The sequence below is a fragment of the Thermoclostridium stercorarium subsp. stercorarium DSM 8532 genome (assembly GCF_000331995.1).
Taxonomy (GTDB): domain Bacteria; phylum Bacillota; class Clostridia; order DSM-8532; family DSM-8532; genus Thermoclostridium; species Thermoclostridium stercorarium.
Window position 1 is genome coordinate 2,924,385 of sequence record NC_020134.1, and the last position, 20,630, is coordinate 2,945,014.

Below are 20,630 nucleotides of genomic sequence, written 5' to 3' on the forward strand. Positions count from 1 at the left end.
GAATCAATAAAAACAGGAAATAAAAAATAAAAGGAATAGACGGTTTCCCGTCTATTCCTCCATTATTGTCCCATCTTTTCTAACCGCATTTTGAATAGCCACAGCTGCGGCACATTACGCATCCGCTTTCATGTTCCATCGGTTGTCCGCATTCAGGGCACACGTGCCCCCCCGGCCGTGGTATTTTTTCCGCCACCTCAGCGGGGTACTTGAAAGAGTCGGACAGTACATGAGCCTTACCGTTCCCGTTCTGATGATTCATTACTTTTTCAATTAACCGCCCTATCGCGTCGGGGCACGACAGCACTTTCACATCGCGCTGGCGAATGGTTGAAGGGCAACGAATTCCCTTTAACTGCTCCACTATCGATTCAGCATCTATGCCTGAACGCAGCGCAATTGAAACCAGGCGCGCGGTTGCCTCGGACTGAGACGGACATCCTCCCGCCCGTCCTGTGTTAGTAAACACTTCACATATTCCCTCGTCGTCATAATTAACCGTAATATACAGATTTCCGCAGCCTGTTTTCACTTTTTCGGTAAACCCAAGCGTAATGTCGGGACGGGGCCTTGGAATTATTTTTGTTTTGGCTGTGGTATCGGCTTGCTTTTCAGCCTTGCTCTTTTCCTTGCCAAAGTTTATAACCTGGGACTCCCTGCTTCCGTCGCGGTAAATCGTTACACCCTTGCAGCCCAGCTTATAAGCGTACAGAAATACCTTTCTTACATCTTCCTGGGTTGCGTCATGGCGTAAATTAACCGTCTTTGAAACTGCATTGTCGGTAAATTTCTGAAATGCCGCCTGCATCCTGACGTGCCACTCAGGCGAAATGTCGTGGGCGGTAACAAAAACTCTGCGAATATCTTCGGGCATCTCTTCAATATCATGCAGGCTGCCTTTATTTTGCGCTATCTTTTTCATCAGTTCGTCGGAATAAAACCCTCTTTTCTTGGCCACTTCCTTGAAAATAGGATTGGTTTCGACAAGCTCCACGTTATCCATGACTTTTTTAATGAAAGAGATGGCAAAAAGAGGTTCTATTCCGCTTGAAACACCTGCAATAATGCTCAGTGTACCCGTCGGGGCTATTGTTGTGGTTGTAGCGTTTCGCATTCTAATATTTTTGTCTTTATAAATGCTCTTGTCAAAGTACGGGAACACGCCCTTTATCTCGGCCAGCTCCATAGATTTCTTGCGGGCTTCGTCACGAATAAAACTCATAACCTTCTCAGCCAGTTCAGCCGCCTCTTCCGAATCGTACGGGATACCGAGCTTTAACAGCATATCAGCCCAGCCCATGACGCCCAGTCCGATTTTTCTGGTTCCGCGGGTCATTTTGTCTATTTCGGGCAGCGGATACTTGTTTACGTCAATAACATTGTCAAGAAAATGAACGGCCTCATGAACCACTTCCCTGAGCTTGTCAAAATCAACTTCCGGCCCCTTGTCGGTTTCCTTAAGCATTAAACTCAGGTTAATCGAGCCGAGATTACATGCTTCATATGGAAGCAGCGGCTGCTCACCGCAGGGGTTGGTGCTCTCTATTTCGCCGAGCTCGGGAGTTACATTGTCACGGTTTAACCTGTCGAGGAAAATTATACCCGGCTCTCCGTTTTTCCACGCCATTTCCACCATTAAATCAAAAACTTCCCGGGCATTCAGCGAACCCGCCTTTTTCCGCGTTCTCGGATCTATCAAATCATATTCTCTGCCTTCTTCAACGGCTTTCATAAATTCTTCGGTTATACCGACACTTATATTGAAATTGGTAATATCCTCATTGTTCTGTTTACAGGTAATGAACTCAAGAATATCGGGGTGATCCACACGCAAAATCCCCATATTGGCACCCCTGCGCGTACCACCCTGCTTAACCGCCTCGGTTGCGGCGTTAAAAACCTTCATGAAACTTACCGGGCCGCTGGCAACACCGCCGGTGGATTTAACAGACGATCCCTTGGGGCGCAGCCTTGAAAAACTGAAACCCGTTCCTCCACCGCTTTTATGTATAAGCGCCGCATTCTTAACACTGTCGAAAATTCCTTCCATACTGTCTTCAATAGGCAAAACAAAACAGGCGCTGAGTTGCCCCAAAGGCCTTCCCGCATTCATAAGAGTTGGGGAATTGGGGAGAAAGTAAAGACTTGTCATCAGATTATAAAATCTTTCCTCAATCTCAGCAAGCTCTTTTTCGTCAACATAATCCTTATCGGCCGAAGCTACGGTTTTTGCAACCCGCCTGAACATCATTTCGGGCGTTTCAGTCAGGTTACCGTTTTCATCCTTGGCCAGGTATCTTTTTTCAAGAACCTTTATCGCATTTTCAGTTAAATTCATAGCATTTACCCCCAACATATAGTATTTCACTTGTGGAGACTTGTCTATATGTTGTATAATATTATAATAGGTAAATTTGTCTTTTGTAAAGGGGGTCATTTCCTTTTATTAAAACCGCCCGTTATTTTACGGATAAAATATCCGTTCTGATCGCCGATACCTGCGCTGGTCTGGGGGTAAATACCCAAATGCGCCTCTCTGGCCGTTTCAACCGAATAAAAAATTTTTTTGTCGCTTTCATTTATTATTGAAAGGAAGGTGTCCAAATCCTTTCTTTTTATTACCGAAAAAAGAATGGTAACCTCGTTTGTCGCTCCCATACCTTTAATGGACGTTACTCCAAATCCCGCATCTATTATTTTTCTCATTATTCCGTCCGCGCCTTCGGTGATAAAAAGCCGAATAACCAGGTGTCCTATGGCCAGTTTATCCTCGGCTTTTATACCGAGGTAATTGCCTATTGCAAAACCCAAGGCATATGCAACGTAATTAATCGGATTGTCCAGGTTCTGCATGATTTGGCTAATTGCAATCACCCAAACAAGCACTTCGAAAAAGCCGAGAATGGGCGCTATAACCCTGTTTCCCCTGGAAACAAATATGATACGCAATGTCCCCAGCGTCACATCAACCATTCGGGCAAGGATAATCAGAACCGGAAAAACAACCCATTTGAAAAAATCGCCTGATAAGAATTCCTGCACAATTTCCTCCTGAAATAAATATTTTTGTCACCTGTTATTTAATTTTACCATAAAAAGTCTATTTTAGCCATGGCGTTTTGTCCTGCCAAAAAGCCGCTTGCCCTGAATTAATTTATTATAAAGGAATTTATACGGCTTATATATTTTTTGTCAATTTCGGCCTCTACAATCGTAACGTTATCCTTGTAATCCACCGAACTTACCATGCCGTTTTCATACAGAAACGGCAATACCCATCCCTCGCTGAAGGGAATATGCAGTGTTACCCTTTCGGTTTCAGGCTTTAAACAGTTTTTTATGGCTTTTTTCAGCTCATCAAGACCAAGGCCGGTAATTGCCGACACATGTACTTCCACCGGCTTTTCCCTGAAAAAGGGCGTATGAAAGTCCTTATCCACCAGATCCCATTTATTCCACACCAGAACGGATGGCTTGCTTGACGCCCCCAAATCGGACAATATTTCATTAACCACACGGACATGGTCCTGTGCAAACGGATCGGATGCATCCACGACTATTAACAGAAGATCGGCAAGCACAGCCTCCTCAAGAGTGGATTTAAAAGCTTCAACGAGATGATGGGGAAGCTTTCGTATGAACCCTACGGTGTCGGACAGCAGAACGGTCATGCCTTCCTCCAGTTTAAGCTTCCGCGTGGTAGTATCAAGGGTTGCAAACAGTTTATCCTCCGCAAAAACGTCAGCATCACACAAAGTGTTAAGCAGCGTGGATTTTCCGGCGTTTGTATATCCAACAAGCGCAACCACGGGAATTTTGTTCCTTTCCCTTTCCCGTCTGGATGTCTGCCTTTGATTCCGTATCCTTTCAAGCTCTTTCTTAAGATAATCAATACGCCGCCTTATATGACGTCTGTCTGTTTCCAGTTTTGTTTCACCCGGCCCTCTTGTTCCGATACCTCCGCCAAGCCTCGAAAGAGTGATTCCCCGCCCCTGCAGCCTCGGCAGAAGGTAATTCAGTTGAGCAAGCTCAACCTGAACCTGGCCCTCCCGGGATTTTGCCCGCTGCCCGAAAATGTCAAGAATAAGCCCGGTTCTGTCCACCACCTTCGTGTTTGTAAAGTTTTCAATATTTCTCAGCTGCGTTCCCGATAACTCCTCGTCAAAAATGACAAGAGCAATTTCTTTTTCCTGAACTATTCTGCCTATTTCCGCAAGCTTCCCCTTGCCGATGAGATATGCCGGATCCCTCGAAGGCCTTTTCTGCAAAATGGTATCCACAACCTCTGCCCCTGCCGTTTTTGCCAGTTCCACCAGCTCCTTCATGGAAATGCTGGCTTCGCTCACACCCATAATAACAGGAGTATCAGGAGTTTCAACTCCAATTAAAAGCGCCCGTTCTTTTCGCTTTTCCTGAACAACAGCGGGCTCTTTTCCTGACTTGTCGGCTTTATAAACAAATTCAGCTATTTCATTCAGCCTGTTACTGAATGGTCCGAACGGGCCATAAATCGCAACATTCTGCATTCCGTCGGTAAGTATTGCGCAGGAAACATCGGTAGGCTTCAGGTCTGAAACTCCCAAAGCAATCATCATATCCAGATGCAGCTGTTTCAAAGTACTTATATCCAACTCGGACAAAGCGCTTCTCCCGCCGGGATGCGTATGAACACACCGTACACCGGATAAGCTGGATTCACTTCTTCTGACACTGGCGGGATAAACGGCGGCGGAGTTACTGTCCCCCACCCGAACGTCCAGTATATTTCCTTTTCTGTCAATCAGAACCGAGATTTCACGGTTTATCGCAGAGGAAATTTCCGCCAGGATTAAAGTCAGCTCTTCGGTCAGGACCTGATCTTTCGGAATTTTCATGTCATAAATTTTCTGAAGCCTCTCCAGTATTCCTTTTTTCAGCCCTTCAGTCTGTCCGTTTACCTGCATTCTGATTTACCACCCCGAGACATGGTTTTTTGCGTAAAAAAATTTTTTATAATTTTCCCCGTTTTCTTTCATACTCTATTTTAACGGCAAAATGTATATTTAAAAAGTACCGGATATGTTTAATAAAATTTTTTGACACGGAACAAAGCATTATTTAAACACGTCAAAAAATTTGTAATAATATTAAAAGGTGGTAACGATGATCAAATTAAGGCTTGTTACCGGAATTTCTGTGTTTATTTGCCTGCTTCTAATCTGTCCTACACTTGCAAAGTTCGAAAATTCCTACAACAACCCCTTGAAGAAAAAGGATATGCTGACTGCCGTAAACGACGGCAACAGTTACCTGTGCGATCCCAAAATGATAATTGAAGGGCCTGATATTGATCCCAAAATAGCTGTGGAAGGCCCCGACATTGATCGCGGAATTTTGCTTCATCCGCCCGCTCCTCTGATCAAAGCCGAAAGCAACTGATTATACGCTTCGCAATGCATCAATCGGGTTTAAGCGGCTTGCCTTTACCGCAGGCATGTATCCGAAAATAATTCCGACCGTTGCCGAAAAACTCATTGCCAGCGCATTGGTCGAGGCCGAAATGGATATGCCGATACCTATGATTTCTCCAAGCAGGTATGACAACAGTGCGCCGACAATTAAGCCTATAAAACCTCCCGTCAACGAAAGGAATATGGATTCAATCATGAATTGGAGCCTTATTGCAAAAGGTGTGGCTCCTAATGCTTTTCTCAGGCCTATTTCAGTTGTGCGTTCGGTTACCGATACAAGCATCATGTTCATAATACCAATCCCGCCGACAACAAGGGATATGGCCGCTATTCCGGCAAGAAGCATCGACATCATTGACATAATAGACCTGAACGAGGATATTATATCACCCATATTATAGATTTTATATGCATCCTCATTATAGTTAAAAGCCTGATTTAGGATTCCCTTTATTTCAACGAGAGTCCGATCGGCCAAATCGGTGTCCTCAACATAGGCATCGATTGTTGATATGTTTTTTATTCCCATGCTCCGCAATGCCGTGGTGTAAGGAATTATTACGGTATCATTGGTTGAACTCAGACTGAACCCGGCCGATTCTCTGAGCGTACCGATAACGGTATAGGTCATTCCGTTTATAATAATTTTTTCTCCTATCGGATTTATTCCGAAAAACAATTCCCGGACTATATTGCTGCCGACAACTGCCACCTGATTTCTGCTTTCCAGATCGAGGATATTTATAGCCCTCCCTGAACTTAACAATTCCGGATCGGCTTTAAAAAACACTTCGTTTTTCCCTTCCACCGATATATCCTTCAGCACTTTATTCCCGTATATTACAGAAGTTTTGCCCGACACCGTGGGTGAAACCCCGGTTATGTTCCCCAGGGACGCTATATGTTCAACGTCTTTTTCGGTAAGCCCCTGTTTTAACGGAGTCCCGAATACAGTAATCAGTATTTTGTTACCGCCAAGCTTTATAACTTCACTGCTTATATTATTAGTTGCCCCTTCAACGATTGTAATTAAGGCTATTATTGAGGCAACTCCGATAATTATGCCGAGCATTGTGAGTATTGACCTCAGCTTGTTTTTCGCAATATTCATCAGCGACATTCTGATGCTTTCAAAAATCATCGCTTTCATCCACCATCCGTAAGTACGCCGTCAAGGATATTTATCGTTCTTTTTGCACGTCCGGCGACATTAATGTCATGAGTAATCATTATTATTGTTTTTCCTTCTTCGTTCAATCTCTCAAAATACTCAATTATTCCCGCCCCTGTTTTTTGATCCAGGGCCCCTGTCGGCTCATCGGCAAGAATAATCGAAGGCTCTGTTACAAGAGCCCTTGCAATGGCCACCCGCTGCTGCTGCCCGCCCGAAAGCTGATTGGGGAGATTGTGCATTTTATCTCCCAAACCCACGCGGTAAAGCATTTTCTCGGCTTTTCTTCTGCGTTCTTTCTGAGGAATGTTTGAATAAACAAGCGGAAGTTCAACATTCTGTATCGCGGTCAGCCTCGGAAGGAGAAAGAAATTCTGAAAAACAAAACCTATCTCTCTGTTTCTTACCGCGGCAAGTTCTGTTTCATCCATTTCCGAAACGTCTTTCCCGCAGAGAAGATACTTTCCCGAAGTGGGCACGTCAAGGCATCCTATAATATTCATCAGGGTTGTTTTTCCCGAACCCGAAGGTCCAAGAACCGAAACAAACTCGCCTTTTTTCACGGTAAGGTTTATATTCTTAAGAACCTTTACCTCTTCATTGCCGGAATAATAGCTTTTACACACATCCTTCATTACAACAATTTCACTCATCATTGTCTCCTTTGGGATATAGCCTTATATTTTTCCCTCCTTCAGGAAACAGAAGTGTCTCCAGCTTTAAATCATTTTTATACAACACTTCCTCGCCTTCAGAAACGCCACTTTTGATCTCCACATATGTTCCGTCGTTAATTCCCGTTGTGATTTCCTGCTTAATAACGGTGTTGCCTCTGCCTTTTTTTAATACATAAGGGCGGTTCTGTTCGTCAAAATAAATTACGTGCATCGGAAGCGTCACCACTTTTTCGGCCCTATCGCTTACCAGCCGTACTTCCGCCGACATTCCGGTACGTATGCTTCCGTCCTGCTCAATGTCTATTGCCGTTGTATAAAAAGTGACACCGTTAGCTATCTGTCCTTCCTTTGATATTTCACGTATTTTTCCTTTAAATTCCTTATTCAGTGCATGTATATAGACCGTAGCCTCTTTGTCGGCGTTTATCGCGCCCACATCGTACTCATCAACTTTAAACACCACTTCAAGGCTGTTATAATCCACAATTTCCGCGAGCAAGGTTCCCGGTGCCACCTGTTTGTTCTCTTCCACATTAAGGGCCACAACTTCGCCGTTAATTTTTGCTTTCACTTCATCCCCCTGAACCGATTTTAACAAAACATCCCCCGCTTTTACCTCGCTGCCTTTTTCGACATAAATCTCCGATACTTGCATTATTTTCTCGGCGTAAACCGACTGCCGGTTTTTGGACGCCACATTCCCCGAAAACGAATAATAGGTTATGATATCATTTATGCTGGCCGTTACTTTTTCGTAAGAAAAATCGGCAGGACGAAATGCGAAATATGATATCAGCACCGATGCCAGAACCGCCACAATTCCGATTATGATCCAGATTCTACGCTTTTTCTTTCCGTTTCCACCCATGACACAGGCCTCCGTGCAATATACACTTAATTATTGTTCGTAAGTACCGTTTTTAATATGCAGAAACATTAACATTTTTAACACTGATCGACGCTGAAAAAGAAAGCGCCGGGTCAGGGCTGCGGAACTTTTTCCGAAAAAGAGGCCTGTTTTTTATAAGTCTACAAAGAACAATATGAGGGCAAACAAAAAAACAGGCACCGGCGTATGTAAACCTGATGCCTGTCTGAAATTCGCTTTTTTTCAACCCCGAACAATATTACCGCTGCAAATGACGTACTGAATTTCAACGTCGTCATTGAAAACAACAATGTCTGCGATCTTTCCCTTTTCAATGCTGCCTCTGTCGCAATCAATGTTAAGTATCTGCGCAGGTGTAAGTGTCATCATGCGAATGCTGTCCGCCAGCGGAATTCCCGCCAGTTTCCACGCAGTTCTCACCAAACGATCGGCGGTCGCTATGCTGCCCGCAAAGGCAGTCCGATCCGGAAGTTTTGCAACTCCGTCCTCTATAATAATCCTCTGGCCGTTTTCAAGGCTTCCCGTAATTGATTCCTTAACGTCCAGACCGGTGCACCGCAAAGAATCGGTTACAAGACACGTTTTGTCAACTCCCTTCAGCCTGTAAACCATACGCAGCAATTCCGGAGGAATATGACAGCCGTCCGCAATAACCTCCACCGTCAGTTCTTCCAGCGCATAGGCGCTTTCAATCACGCCAAGGTAACGAAATCCGCCGCGACGCGTTATCGTAGACATTCCCGAATACAGATGTGTCACATGGGTATAGTGATGAGCCAGCGCCTCCTTGACGGTAGCATATTCGGCATTGCTATGGCCGATGCTCGGCAGGATTCCATGTTCATAAAGGTAATCTCCCATTTCAAGAGCACCTTTCAGCTCGGGAGCAACAGTCCAGCGCTTTATATCACCGTCTGCATACTCCACAATTGCGGTGTACTCTTCAACGTCAGGATCCTTTATAAATCTCGGATCCTGTGCCCCCCGCTGCTCCATGCTGAAATAGGGCCCTTCCAGATGAAGCCCGGGCATATATGGCGCATTTTTCAGAATTTTCCGTGCTTCCCTGAAACTGTCCACGGCTCGGTACAATTCCCCAAATTTTGATGACAGCGTCGTCGGCAAAATAGTAGTTGTGCCATGTTCGAGATGTGTCTTACATGCCGTTATGAAAGCTTCGGGTGTACCGTCCATGAAATCTGCCCCGCCAGCACCGTGGGTATGTATGTCGATAAAGCCGGGTGAAACGTAGTTTCCCTTCGCGTCAATTGTTACAGCATCGGTAACGTCAGGAACATTCCCTGTATAAATTTCCTTAATTCTTTCATTTTCCAAAAGCAGTCCGCCCTCTTCAATGCGATCGGGAAATATAACCCTCCCGTTTTTTATAAGTATTCTCATTCATTCCACCTTCTTTTGCGAATATATAAGGGATATAAATATCCCCTACCCCCCCACAAAAGCAAAATTCATTCAGCCTTCCAGCAATTTAAGGGCGTTCTCGCGACAAATCTTATTATATGCGGTCTGAGAAATTTTACCGGTTTCCACCGCATCGTCAAGGAATTTCGACAAGTGACGGTAATCGGTCACTTTACAGTAATCCAGCCCGAAAAGCAATTTGTCCTGAAACTCTTCAAGAAATTTGTAACCAAACTCAGGATCCCTCATTATTGCGTTCTCACCCGAAGCCGCTGAAAGATCGGCATACATGTTAGGGTACTTGCGCAACAGTTCCACAACCCGTCCGCCCGGCGCAACAGGGCCTTTCGGATTTGTTCCCCAGATTTCCTCGGTACAGTCCCCACTGATTGCCGACCACCATTTTTTTGAATGCCCGATGAAAATCAGATTCGGAAACCTTTTAAGAGTCTCTTCAAGACGTGGCAATCCAAAATCATCGACTATACCGTAATCATCGCCGCCCGCCTTTCCGATATGGAAAAGGACAGGCAGCCCGCATTTTTCAGCATGATAAAAAAGGTTTTGCATCATGGGATCGTCAATATACAAATTTGCGGTCAACTCACCGATACCTTTAGCCCCAAGCGATTTGTAATATTCCATTACAATGGAAAGATCTGCGTCGGCCGTATTTTTCAGCCAGCGGGGATCTACATTGCAAAACCACCATCCAACGGTGTCAGGATGCTTTTCCACCAAAAGTCTCGCATCACGGTTCGTCAGAAGATCATGGTGATGCTCGGGAGACACCAGGGGAAGCTGGACCCCTTTCTCCACGCCGACTGCGTCATACATTTTCCGGATTTCCTCTATCGTCGGGGGATAAAATCTGCCGTCCCCCATACCGGGATATTCGCGCTGAAACACAATATGCGCATGAATGTCGATTTTAGGAATTATCATAATAACCTCCCCTGTCATTTACAGACAGCGAATCCTGTCGCGAAAGCGATCAAGGAACTGGTTGTTCCACTCATCACCGCCGGGACAATTTCCACTGCGCCAGATAGGAGGATTTATACCTTCGTTTACGAGCAAGTTAATTGCTTCAATCATAATGCTGTTCATAACATAAGCATTTGCGAAAGTGCTTAAAGCCCCGATCTTTTGGGGAAGTCCTTCCAGCTCAATCACCGCATCACCCAGCTTTACTTTGCAATCCACAGAGCAATCAACAATTTCATGCAGGTTCAGTTTGGAAGGATGCCGGGCCGGATGATCCTTCGGGCATTCGCTGGCATGTCTGTGGGAACTTACGCCGATCACGGTTGCACCGCGCTGCTTTGCCGTCAAAGCCGCATCAATTGTCGCGGAGTTTATTCCATAAGCATTGCAGATAATCAGTAAATCCCCTTCGCCTATACCATAATCCTCGACAATAATTCTTCCGTACCCGGGAAGCCTTTCCACAGCCATGGATTTCAGGCAGCCCGCGCTAAGCATTGTGTCCTGATTCAGCATTGCGCTGATATGCATTAACCCGCCGGCCCTGAAGAATACCTCCATCGCCGCCAGATTTGAATGACCTCCGGGACCGAACACATACACAATTTTATCTTTTTTTACATGGTCGGCGACAAGCCTTGCCGCTTTTAAAATATTTTCCCGTTCGGTAGCACGGATCTCGTCAATAATTCCTACAACCTCTTTATAGTAGAGATCCATAACTGTTCCTTCGATCATACGATTTCCTCCAAAACTAACCAATTGTTTTATCCGGAAATCCATGGCGGCGTATCGGGTAAGGCTTTATCAAAACGTTCAATTTGTTTTTTCATTTCTTCGCCGCCATAAATCCCTCTCTTAAATAAATCAATAATTCTGTCGTGAAACTCTTTCCACGAGTTTTCTTCGTCATTGGGAATAATCGGGTAGAAAAGTATTCCGTTCGCAGAAGCTGCATTATAATCCCCGGGAGCGTCCCCCAGCATAATGGATTTTTCAGATTCGTAAAAACCCTTGACCTTGCTTATAATTTCCTTCTTGCTTCCGTCTTCCTGAGCTCCCAGCAGGGCTATATATCTGTCCAGCCCGTGTTCGTGCCATTCTTTGAGCAACGCTTCACGGGGTGTGGCCGATACAATAACGATATCAGCAAATTCACTAAGCCGTTCAAGGCTTTCCCTTACATAAGGAAAGGGCGGGACGCCATGAACCATTTTGGCAATGCGGCGGTTCACATCGAGGGACCATTGGAATGTCCTTTCCATCACAGGATCATCGGTCAGTTTGCCTAAAGCGTCATTATTCAGTACAGGCGCCGTTTTAACCCAATGGCGAAGGGATTCGTATTCAGGCATTCTGAAATTACGTGCTTTTACTTCCTTCCGTTCGGCAAGGAGATCAAGCATGTAAATTATCGCATGAAACCGGCTGCAACCTCTTGTTTTGGAATAAAGATTTACATATTCCCACGCTTCCCTGGCATATTTCGAAACCGGCTGAAGTTCCCAGTCCTCGATAGTTGCCGGGCAGAAGCACTCTTTATGTTTGATTTCCATTGTGTCAAAAGCGCATCCGTCCGAATCTATACAGACCAGAAATTCATGTCTGGGAGTAAAATTCTCAATTGCAGTATTCATACACGGCTACTCCTTTACAAAAGATACTTTTCAATCGCCTTTGCAAGTCCGTCCTTGTCATAGTCATCGGTAACATCATACGCAATGTCTTTAAGCGCTTTCGGCGCGTTGCCCATCGCAATGCCTATCCTCGACCGCTTGATAATGCATCCGTCCATGTTGAGCGAATCACCTATACTCATAACATTGTCAAAAGTAACCCCAAGGTGATCCAGCAGGGCCTGAACCGCCTTAACTTTGTCAAGCCTGGCCGAAGTAAACTGCATATCTTTTGGGGTTCCGTCAAGGAAATTTACAAACCCCATCGACTCAAGGCGCTTCATGAAAGGCCCCTGTTTTTCTTCAGGTACTCCGTAAAGGTTAAACTTCTCCACGGTAAGGCTATTTTTCAGAAAGAAATCCGACAGCTTACCATCCACCGAAATGGGCCTTTCGGTTAACAGATACCATACATGGTGCGGAGGAACCGGATAACGGTGCAATGCGTCGGTTACCTCTTTTTCAAAATACAGTTTACCTTCTGCAGCAATTTCACTGTAAATCTGCTGACCCTCATACATGCGGCATATTTCGGCAGCCTCTTCGGGTGTGAAGCATTCCCCTTTATATATCACCTCACCGGTCAGACGGTCAATAATCCGGCACCCACTTGCCGAAACCCAGTAACGAAAACCCATGTCCGCCTCTATCTGTGGAGGGAACATATCGGCACTTCTTCCTGTGCACGGTATACAGTGGATACCCTTTTTCATTGCCTCACGCAGAGCCTGCATGTTTCTGAACGATATAAAAACCTGATCCCTTTGCAGTGCTGTACCGTCTAAATCAAAAAACAATACTTTGATGTCCATCACACAATCTCCCCTCATAACATTGCCTACATATCCACGTCAGCATTGCCTGTTATTCTGAAGAACAATAATAATGACGCTACCATCGTAAATGTGAGTATTGTGGATAGAGCGGCCGCCGTACCATACGCCGACCTGTTTACCTCCTGAAAGATTGCGGTAGCCATAGTGGAGGTTTTGCTTGTATACAGCATCAACGTTGCCGATAATTCCTGAATCAGCGTTATCCAGCTCAGTATGGCGCCTGATACCACTCCGGGTATCATCGCAGGCATTGTCACTTTAAAAAACGTGGCCACAGGCGAATACCCAAGAGACAGGGATGCCTCCTCGATATTTTGATTGATCTGACGCAGAATGGCCGCACTGGAACGGACAGTGTAAGGCATCCTTCGGATGACATATGCGGTGATAATTAGAATCGCTCCTCCCGACAGCGCAAGAAAGCCTGAATTATATGATATCAACAGCATCAAACCGTAAATTGTGCCCGGGATAACGTACGGCAGCTGAACACAGGCATCCAGGAAACGGGAGAATATATTCCTTCTTCGTACCGTAACATACGCAAACATCGTACCCAGCAGAACGATAATTATAATCGATATAATTCCGAATTTGAAGGTATTCAGTATGGCGCCTTTGGCCTTATTCCACGCAAGCACGTAATTCGTTAAGGAAAAGCCCTCAACCATTATTGAGCTGCTCTTGAAATTCTTGAAGGATATAAACGTTATGTACGCCGTGGGAAGCGTGGCAAGTAACGTTACCAGATACACAAAAAGGTGTGCAAATACCGCGCCAGCGCCTTTAATCGGCTTCGGTACCGGTGGGTTGAGCATGCTCATATTATAGTTCTTACGGCTGAAATACATCTGCAACATGTACACAACTATCGCAACAAGAATCATAATGAAAGCTATCGCCGATGCGAAATATGCATTGGACCCCGTTTCTGAGAGCCATTCGTTATAGATCAGAACAGGCATAACGGTATAACCTTCACCAATCAACCGGGGCGTTCCGTAATCTGCAAAGGCTCGTAGAAATACAATGGCCGATCCGGCAAGAATGGTGGGAGTAACGAGAGGAAGACTGACTTTAATAACCTTTTTCAGGCCATGGTCTCCAAGGCTTTCAGCTGCTTCAATAAGAGCCTTGTCCACCTTTTTCAATGCGCCTTTTGTATACATATAAATGTACGGAAACAATTTCAGCGTAAATACCAGCAAAATGCCGTTAAATCCGTAAATGGTCGGCAAATCAATTCCGAAATTGTTCTTCAGGAATTTGGTTATAACACCTGCACGTCCAAGTAACAAAATCCATGAATACGCACCTATAAACGGCGGTGAAAACATTGAGATTATTATGAGAATATTTACGGCTTTTATGCCTTTGATTTTAAAATTGGTAGTGATATATGCAAGCGTAACACCAATTACAACAGTCAGAAAGGTAGCGCAAAAAGTAACCTTTACGCTGTTCCAGACTGAATTTCTGTAATAAGGCTTTGAGAAAAATTTTATAAAGTTGTCAAAAGAAAACACACCTACCGCATCTTTGGTTTGGAACGCATTAAAAACCAAACGCCCTACCGGATAAATAAGGAACATTGCGAAATATATCAGCGAAACCATTGTGACAAAACTCCAGAAATCGATGCGATAGCCCTTTAAAAACTCTCTGCCCGTTTTTTTAAACATTGCTTCGCACTCCCTCTACCAAAGTTCTCTGGGTTTCTTTGTCAAACACATTGATCCGTTTGGTGTTAACCGTTAAATAAATGGTTTCGCCGTAATCATAAATATGGTCTGAAGAATTGGTGTCTGCCGATACTTCAATCACAGAACCGTCCTGAAGGGCAACTTCATATTTTATATACTTGCCAAGGAACTGTTTAAGTTTGACGGTGCCTCTGATACCGTTGCCTTCGGTGGTAATAATGAATTCTTCGGGCCGAACACCGACAATCACTTCACAGCCCGACCACAGGGGAACAAGGTTGTTCATTTCAATCACAAGGCCGTTCTTCATTTTTATCGTAGTGGTTTTTCCGGCGGTGGATGTGACAACGCCGTCAATCATCGTAGAATTACCGATAAAATCGGCAACAAATGTATTATACGGGCGGGAGTAAATGCGTTCAGGTGTATCACAGTGGTAAATTTCACCTTTATTCATCACCGCAATTCGGTCCGAAATTGCCAGGGCCTCTTCCTGATCATGGGTAACATAAACGGTTGTTATTCCCAGCTCTCTTTGCAGTTTACGGATAACGGAACGCATTTCAAGACGAAGCTTGGCATCCAGATTGGAAAGAGGCTCATCCATAAGCAGTACCTGGGGCTGGACAACAACGGCACGGGCAATTGCAACGCGCTGCTGCTGACCACCGGAGAGCTTATCCGGGTAACGGTCCTTGTATTCCGTTAATTGGACAACTTCCAAAATCTCATTTACGCGCTTTTTGATCTCTTCCTTGGGAAGTTTTTTGTTTTTCAGACCGTATTCAACATTGCGGTAAACCGTCATATTGGGAAAAATGGCATAGCTCTGAAATACCATTCCAAAATTCCGCTTATGAACGGGAACGTCATTAATTACTTTATCATCAAAAGCAATGGTACCTGCTTCTATGGAATTAAATCCTGCAATCATGCGGAGTAGGGTGGTTTTACCGCAACCACTCGGTCCCAGCAGCGTAAACAGCTCACCGGGATTAATATCGAGTGAGAGATCTCGGATAACTACGTTGTCTTCATATTGTTTTTTTACATTTCGGATATGTATAGCAACAGCCATGATGTTTTCCTCCATTTTATTCACCATCCCCCGAAAGGGATGGTGAATAATTTTTTTAATTTTTTACTGAGCGCTTGTCCAAAGCTCCTGGAATTTTTCCTTGATTAAGTCGGAATTTTCTTCAACCCAGTCAGTGGGATATTCTATTGAGACTAACTCAGTAGTAGCCGGAATACCTTCAAGTGAGAAATTTACGTCAGAACGCACAGAACGCTGATACAGTTCTTCAGCGGCAGCCTGCTGATATTCCTTTGATGTCAGGAGATCAACAAGCAGGCGGGCATTATATTCATTCTTGCAACCTTTGATGATCCCGCAGTAGGATGTTCTGAGAGTAATGCCTTCCTTAGCATATACAGGGCTGACATCAGCTCCGTTAATCATATACTCAATAACCTTTTCCTCGTTGGTGATTCCAACGGCATACTCCCCATTGGCAACACCTGTGTAAATGGCTGAAGAGCTGGAAGAAATTTTTCCGTCGAGGTTTTCAATATATTTCTTTACGAAATCCCAGCCATCCTCCGGCTTTCCTGTAGGACTCATCGCTGTCATCATATTAATAAGCTGTTCACGGCCTGAAGAAGACGAAGAAGGATCCGCAAAGATAATCTTTCCCTTTAACGCAGGATTGGTCAGCGATTCCCAACCGTCAACAGTAACACCGAGCTCGTTAAGCAGCTGGTTATTTACCATAATTGTATTTACGTTAATCTGAATGGCCGTAAACTTGTCGTTCGTAGATCTGAATTCAGGTATGCAGTCTTCGACATTAGGTGAAACATACGGGGTAAGATAATCTGACAGCGCGGAATAAACTGCGTAAGAACCCCCCATAATCACGTCTCCCTGCGGATTATTTGCTTCTGCAATGATCCTGTTTTGCAGTTCGCCCGATCCCGCAGAAACAATCTCCAGTCTGACATTAGGATATCTTTCCTCCCACATTCTCTGTACAAGTTCATTCTGAGTTGTAGAACCGGAACTGTAAAGCACGACTACGTTGGTTTGCTTAAGTTCTGATTCCTTAGGCTGATCTTCCGCTTTCGTCGGAGCGACGCTGTTTTGTGGCGTTGTCGAAGGCTTGGTGTTATTACCACACGCGGTAAGCACCATTAAAAGCAGCATTAAAACACTGATTAAAGCAACTGTTCTTTTTTTCATAAATTCCCCTCACTTTCTATTTTCATATTTGGCAAATGCCAAATAAATTAACTACCGTGGATAAAGGAATATTATTTGCCTTTACCGTTTAACCTTTCTTTTAAAACAGAAAAACAGGGTTCATCAATATACATCATCACGCCCGGCTTGCGCCTCAATATTGTCGCAGGGCATTTTTCGGATATTTCACCCAGTATTGTCTCAGCCAAAGCCCTGGCTTTTGCCTCCGTGGGTACAAAACAGAAAAGCTTGTCGGCGGAGAGTAACGTGGGAATCGTTAAAGTAAGCGCCATTTTCGGCACTTCGTCCAAAGTTGAGAAACAACCGTCCCGCACCTGCTGATTTCGGCATACCAAATCCAGTTCCACCGGTTTCATGACTTTGCTGTCGTTAAAGTCCGCAACCCCTGGATCATTGAACGCAATATGACCGTTTTCTCCAATGCCCATAAATACAATATCAATCTTTTTTTTCATCAGAAGATCGCCATACCGTTCACATTCCTTTATCGGATCCGGAGCCATACCGTCTATGTAATAAACTGCCTTCATATTTACGCGGTCAAAATATTTCTTTAAAAAAGAACGAAAACTTCTCGGGTCATCACTCGGAATCCCTATATATTCATCCATATGAAATGCTTCCATACGTCTGAAATCGATTCTTTCATCCGAGAAGAAACAATTCAGAAAATCCGACTGGGATGGGGCTGCCGCAAAAACACACCTGATGGTTTCCTTTTGTTTGAGCAGATTCAGAACGTACTCCGCCGCTTCCTGAGCCGCCACCAGTCCCATTTCCGAACGGGTGGGAAAAACAGATAAAGTAATTTCATCAAATTTCATTCTTATCACAGTAACAACTCCTTCTCGCCAAACAATAGTAAATTTTTCTATAAAATATATAAAAATATTTCTATAATTATTTCTCAACTATAAAATTTAATTATTAATCATTTAGCCTTTTTATATTTTTATTATAGAAACAGGTATGATATTTGTCAATAAATCTTTATCAGAATTCACAAAAAACATAGAAATTTAACTCCGGTTTTATTGACATTTAATAAGAAATTTTTCTGAAATTTTTCTATTGCTCTTTTCTTGTTTTTTTATTTCATTTCTTATATAATTAAAAGGTATTAACCCAAATACCACAAGTGTATAGAGGTGCTTTATGTCAACCAACAAAAAAAAACGAAGGGTTGTTATCAGTGACGTGGCAAAAGCTGCGGGCTGCTCACCCGCGACTGTTTCACGGGTACTCAGCAACAGCGGCTACCCGGTAAGTGAAGAACTAAAACAGCGCATTTATGAAGCAGCCAGCAAATTGGGATATTTGTCAGATCCTAACGGCAGAATTTTAAGAACTGCTGTTAATCCTTCGGTTGGTATAATCATTCCTTCATTTCAAAATCCGTTTTTCAGTCAGATAATTATGGGAATTGTGCATTTAGCCAGTAAACGCGGCTATACCTCTGTGGTATACTCCTCTCAGCGCGATCCTGCGCTTGAGCGTAAATACATATTTGATTTAATCCAGAAACAAATTGGATGCCTTTTTCTTTGTTCTGTTGACGACAGTCCCGACACGCTGAAAAAATATATTTCTTCCGGTGGTCTCGCGTGTGTTTTTGAATCCAATTTTCCGCCGTTAAGCGAAGCTCTCAACGCCACAGCCGACATGTTTAAAGCCGCTCAGATAGCGACTGAATATTTAATTTCGCAGGGACATAAAAAAATAGCTTTTCTCACCCCGCCGCTGAGCAGATACTCACGACGTCAGCGCGTTGACGGCTTTAAATTTGCAATGTCGATGCACGGACTTACAATCGATCCGGAAGACGTTATTACAGTTTCCTACGAAGGTGACATAGACGAAGGACTTTATGAATATACAATTGGAATTACTTTAGCCCAAAAAATGCTTAAACAGAAGAAAAAATACACCGCCGTTATAGCTTTGAACGATCTGATAGCATGCGGAGTGATTGCAGGGCTCAAACAGAATAATATCCGCGTTCCCGACGATATTTCGGTCATAGGATTTGACGATATACCTAATTCTGTCATGATTAGTCCGCAGTTGACAACTATCAGGCTTTTCGGAGAAGTGATAGGGCAAAGGGCGGCTCAGATGATCATTGATTCTTTTGAATCCAATGAACGCATTAATAACATTACGCTCACTGTAAACCCGGAGCTTGTAATTCGCGAATCTGTCCGAGATATAAGAAAATAAAGGGGGAGGGTAACAATGGACAGAGACGGGATTTTGAATCTCTTAAATTTTTATCGAAAAGAATTAAAAGACAATATTTTATCCTTTTGGTTACCCCGTTGCGTTGACACTGAAAACGGGGGTTTTTTCAACTGTTTTGACAATTCCGGCCGCACACTGGTCAGCCGAGACAAGTACACATGGTCTCAGGGGCGTTTCGTATGGATATGGTCAAAACTTGCTTCTATGACCGGCGACACATTTTCCGAAGAGGAAAAGGATAAATTTCTAAAACTTGCGAAACACGGGCGTGATTTTTTGGTCAGCCACTGTCTGATTGGAAAAGACGACTGGAGATGCGTCTTTTTAATGGATGAAAAAGGTAATCCGAAATATGTCGACAATATAAACGTTCTTGATGCGAGCATTTTCGCGGACTGTTTCGTCGTTGCCGGAATTGCCTTATATGCTTCAGTTGCCCGTGATCACGAATCCTGGGGTTTTGCCAAGAACCTTTACCGCTCAATAACAGAACGTATAAACAATAATACTTATCATTCATTGCCATATCCTCTCGGCAAAGAATACCGCATGCACAGTATTCCTATGATTATGACAAACCTTTCATGTGAGATGTACAAAGCCGCACAGGCCCTGGAACCCGAAACAGCCCCGTATTATATGGAAAATATACGTTACTTCAGCAACGATGTCCTGGAGAATTTTGTTGACCGCAGAAATGTACTTCACGAAATTATATCCAGTGACAATACTTTTGTTGACGGAGTATTCGGGGATCATATAAATCCCGGGCATACGATAGAAGACATGTGGTTTCAGATACATGCAGCAGACATTTTGAATGAAACCGGGCGTATTTCCAAAATCGGTGAAATTGCCAAAAACGCTTTTGAACTCGGATGGGATCCTCAGTATGGCGGCTATTTACATTTTACAAACTCCACGGGTGGTGAAATAAAGGGAAATTTCGAAAACGACCCCTGCAATGAACCTCAACTGCGTCTGGTATACGACGACTGGGGCAGCAAACTGTGGTGGGTTCATTCCGAAGCGCTTTACACATCCTTATTACTGTATTTCAGGACCGGTGAACAGAAATTTCTTGATTATTACAGACGTACCGAGGAATATACATTCAGCACGTTTCCAAACAGGGATCCTTCCATAGGGGAATGGATTCAGATAAGGGCGCGGGACGGAAAACCCATTGAAAAGGTGGTCGCACTTCCGGTAAAGGATCCATACCATATTACACGGAATTTTATCCTCATTATTGAACTACTGGAGCAGGAACTGGACAAACAAGCCCGTTGACCGGAAAAAAATAAGCGTACTG

The 20,630-nt window shown here is 44.0% G+C and carries 18 protein-coding genes; 3 read left to right on the forward strand and 15 right to left on the reverse strand.

What is annotated here, in order from left to right; all coding sequences use genetic code 11:
• Nucleotides 1-79: 79 nt before the first annotated feature.
• The 3 genes from CST_RS12830 to hflX form a co-directional block, all read right to left on the reverse strand.
• Complete coding sequence (locus tag CST_RS12830; RefSeq protein WP_015360356.1) at nt 80-2,338, reverse strand: vitamin B12-dependent ribonucleotide reductase; 2,259 nt, start codon at nt 2,336-2,338, stop codon at nt 80-82.
• A gap of 95 nt (nt 2,339-2,433) precedes the next feature.
• A complete protein-coding gene (locus tag CST_RS12835) occupies nt 2,434-3,042 on the reverse strand; it encodes a DUF2179 domain-containing protein (protein ID WP_015360357.1) in 609 nt (202 codons plus the stop codon).
• A gap of 107 nt (nt 3,043-3,149) precedes the next feature.
• Nucleotides 3,150-4,943: a GTPase HflX gene (hflX, locus tag CST_RS12840; protein ID WP_015360358.1), complete on the reverse strand. Its 1,794-nt coding sequence runs from the start codon at nt 4,941-4,943 to the stop codon at nt 3,150-3,152.
• Nucleotides 4,944-5,142: 199 nt separating this feature from the next.
• Here hflX and CST_RS12845 point away from each other — a divergent pair, with 199 nt between their 5' ends.
• Nucleotides 5,143-5,418, forward strand: coding sequence for a hypothetical protein (locus CST_RS12845; RefSeq protein ID WP_015360359.1), 276 nt, complete (start codon nt 5,143-5,145; stop codon nt 5,416-5,418).
• Here CST_RS12845 and CST_RS12850 read toward each other — a convergent pair whose 3' ends face one another.
• The 12 genes from CST_RS12850 to CST_RS12910 all read right to left on the reverse strand — a co-directional run bounded on the left by CST_RS12850 (nt 5,419) and on the right by CST_RS12910 (nt 17,898).
• Complete coding sequence (locus CST_RS12850) at nt 5,419-6,591, reverse strand: ABC transporter permease (protein WP_015360360.1); 1,173 nt, start codon at nt 6,589-6,591, stop codon at nt 5,419-5,421. It lies immediately after the preceding gene.
• A 5-nt stretch (nt 6,592-6,596) separates the two neighbouring features.
• A complete protein-coding gene (locus CST_RS12855; RefSeq protein ID WP_015360361.1) occupies nt 6,597-7,274 on the reverse strand; it encodes an ABC transporter ATP-binding protein in 678 nt (225 codons plus the stop codon).
• The gene (locus CST_RS12860) at nt 7,267-8,166 is read right to left on the reverse strand and encodes an efflux RND transporter periplasmic adaptor subunit (protein WP_015360362.1); all 900 of its coding nucleotides are present in this window, start codon (nt 8,164-8,166) and stop codon (nt 7,267-7,269) included. Before CST_RS12860 ends, CST_RS12855 begins: the two co-directional genes overlap by 8 nt.
• Before the next feature lie 243 nt (nt 8,167-8,409).
• Nucleotides 8,410-9,588, reverse strand: coding sequence for an N-acetylglucosamine-6-phosphate deacetylase (nagA, locus tag CST_RS12870; RefSeq protein ID WP_015360364.1), 1,179 nt, complete (start codon nt 9,586-9,588; stop codon nt 8,410-8,412).
• Nucleotides 9,589-9,660: 72 nt separating this feature from the next.
• The gene (locus tag CST_RS12875) at nt 9,661-10,554 is read right to left on the reverse strand and encodes an amidohydrolase family protein (protein ID WP_015360365.1); all 894 of its coding nucleotides are present in this window, start codon (nt 10,552-10,554) and stop codon (nt 9,661-9,663) included.
• An 18-nt stretch (nt 10,555-10,572) separates the two neighbouring features.
• Nucleotides 10,573-11,334 (reverse strand): sugar isomerase domain-containing protein, encoded by a 762-nt coding sequence (locus CST_RS12880; protein ID WP_015360366.1) that lies wholly within the window; start codon nt 11,332-11,334, stop codon nt 10,573-10,575.
• Between the two features lie 29 nt (nt 11,335-11,363).
• Nucleotides 11,364-12,233 carry an HAD family hydrolase gene (locus CST_RS12885; protein WP_015360367.1) on the reverse strand — a complete coding sequence of 290 codons (870 nt, stop codon included), beginning with the start codon at nt 12,231-12,233 and terminating at the stop codon, nt 11,364-11,366.
• Nucleotides 12,234-12,247: 14 nt separating this feature from the next.
• Nucleotides 12,248-13,084, reverse strand: a complete 837-nt coding sequence (locus CST_RS12890) for an HAD hydrolase family protein (protein ID WP_015360368.1) — start codon at nt 13,082-13,084, stop codon at nt 12,248-12,250.
• Nucleotides 13,085-13,110: 26 nt separating this feature from the next.
• Nucleotides 13,111-14,790, reverse strand: a complete 1,680-nt coding sequence (locus CST_RS12895) for an ABC transporter permease (protein ID WP_015360369.1) — start codon at nt 14,788-14,790, stop codon at nt 13,111-13,113.
• Nucleotides 14,783-15,889 (reverse strand): ABC transporter ATP-binding protein, encoded by a 1,107-nt coding sequence (locus CST_RS12900; protein ID WP_015485188.1) that lies wholly within the window; start codon nt 15,887-15,889, stop codon nt 14,783-14,785. Before CST_RS12900 ends, CST_RS12895 begins: the two co-directional genes overlap by 8 nt.
• Nucleotides 15,890-15,952: 63 nt before the next feature.
• On the reverse strand, nt 15,953-17,053 hold the full coding sequence (locus tag CST_RS12905; protein WP_015360371.1) for an extracellular solute-binding protein: 1,101 nt from the start codon (nt 17,051-17,053) through the stop codon (nt 15,953-15,955).
• 71 nt (nt 17,054-17,124) lie between these two features.
• Nucleotides 17,125-17,898: a glucosamine-6-phosphate deaminase gene (locus CST_RS12910; RefSeq protein WP_338064570.1), complete on the reverse strand. Its 774-nt coding sequence runs from the start codon at nt 17,896-17,898 to the stop codon at nt 17,125-17,127.
• A gap of 331 nt (nt 17,899-18,229) precedes the next feature.
• On the opposite strand from CST_RS12910, the gene CST_RS12915 reads away from it, so the two are divergent.
• Together CST_RS12915 and CST_RS12920 are read left to right on the forward strand one after the other, a co-directional pair.
• Complete coding sequence (locus CST_RS12915; RefSeq protein ID WP_015360373.1) at nt 18,230-19,294, forward strand: LacI family DNA-binding transcriptional regulator; 1,065 nt, start codon at nt 18,230-18,232, stop codon at nt 19,292-19,294.
• 15 nt (nt 19,295-19,309) lie between these two features.
• Nucleotides 19,310-20,608 carry an AGE family epimerase/isomerase gene (locus CST_RS12920; RefSeq protein ID WP_015360374.1) on the forward strand — a complete coding sequence of 433 codons (1,299 nt, stop codon included), beginning with the start codon at nt 19,310-19,312 and terminating at the stop codon, nt 20,606-20,608.
• The last annotated feature ends 22 nt before the right edge of the window (nt 20,609-20,630 follow it).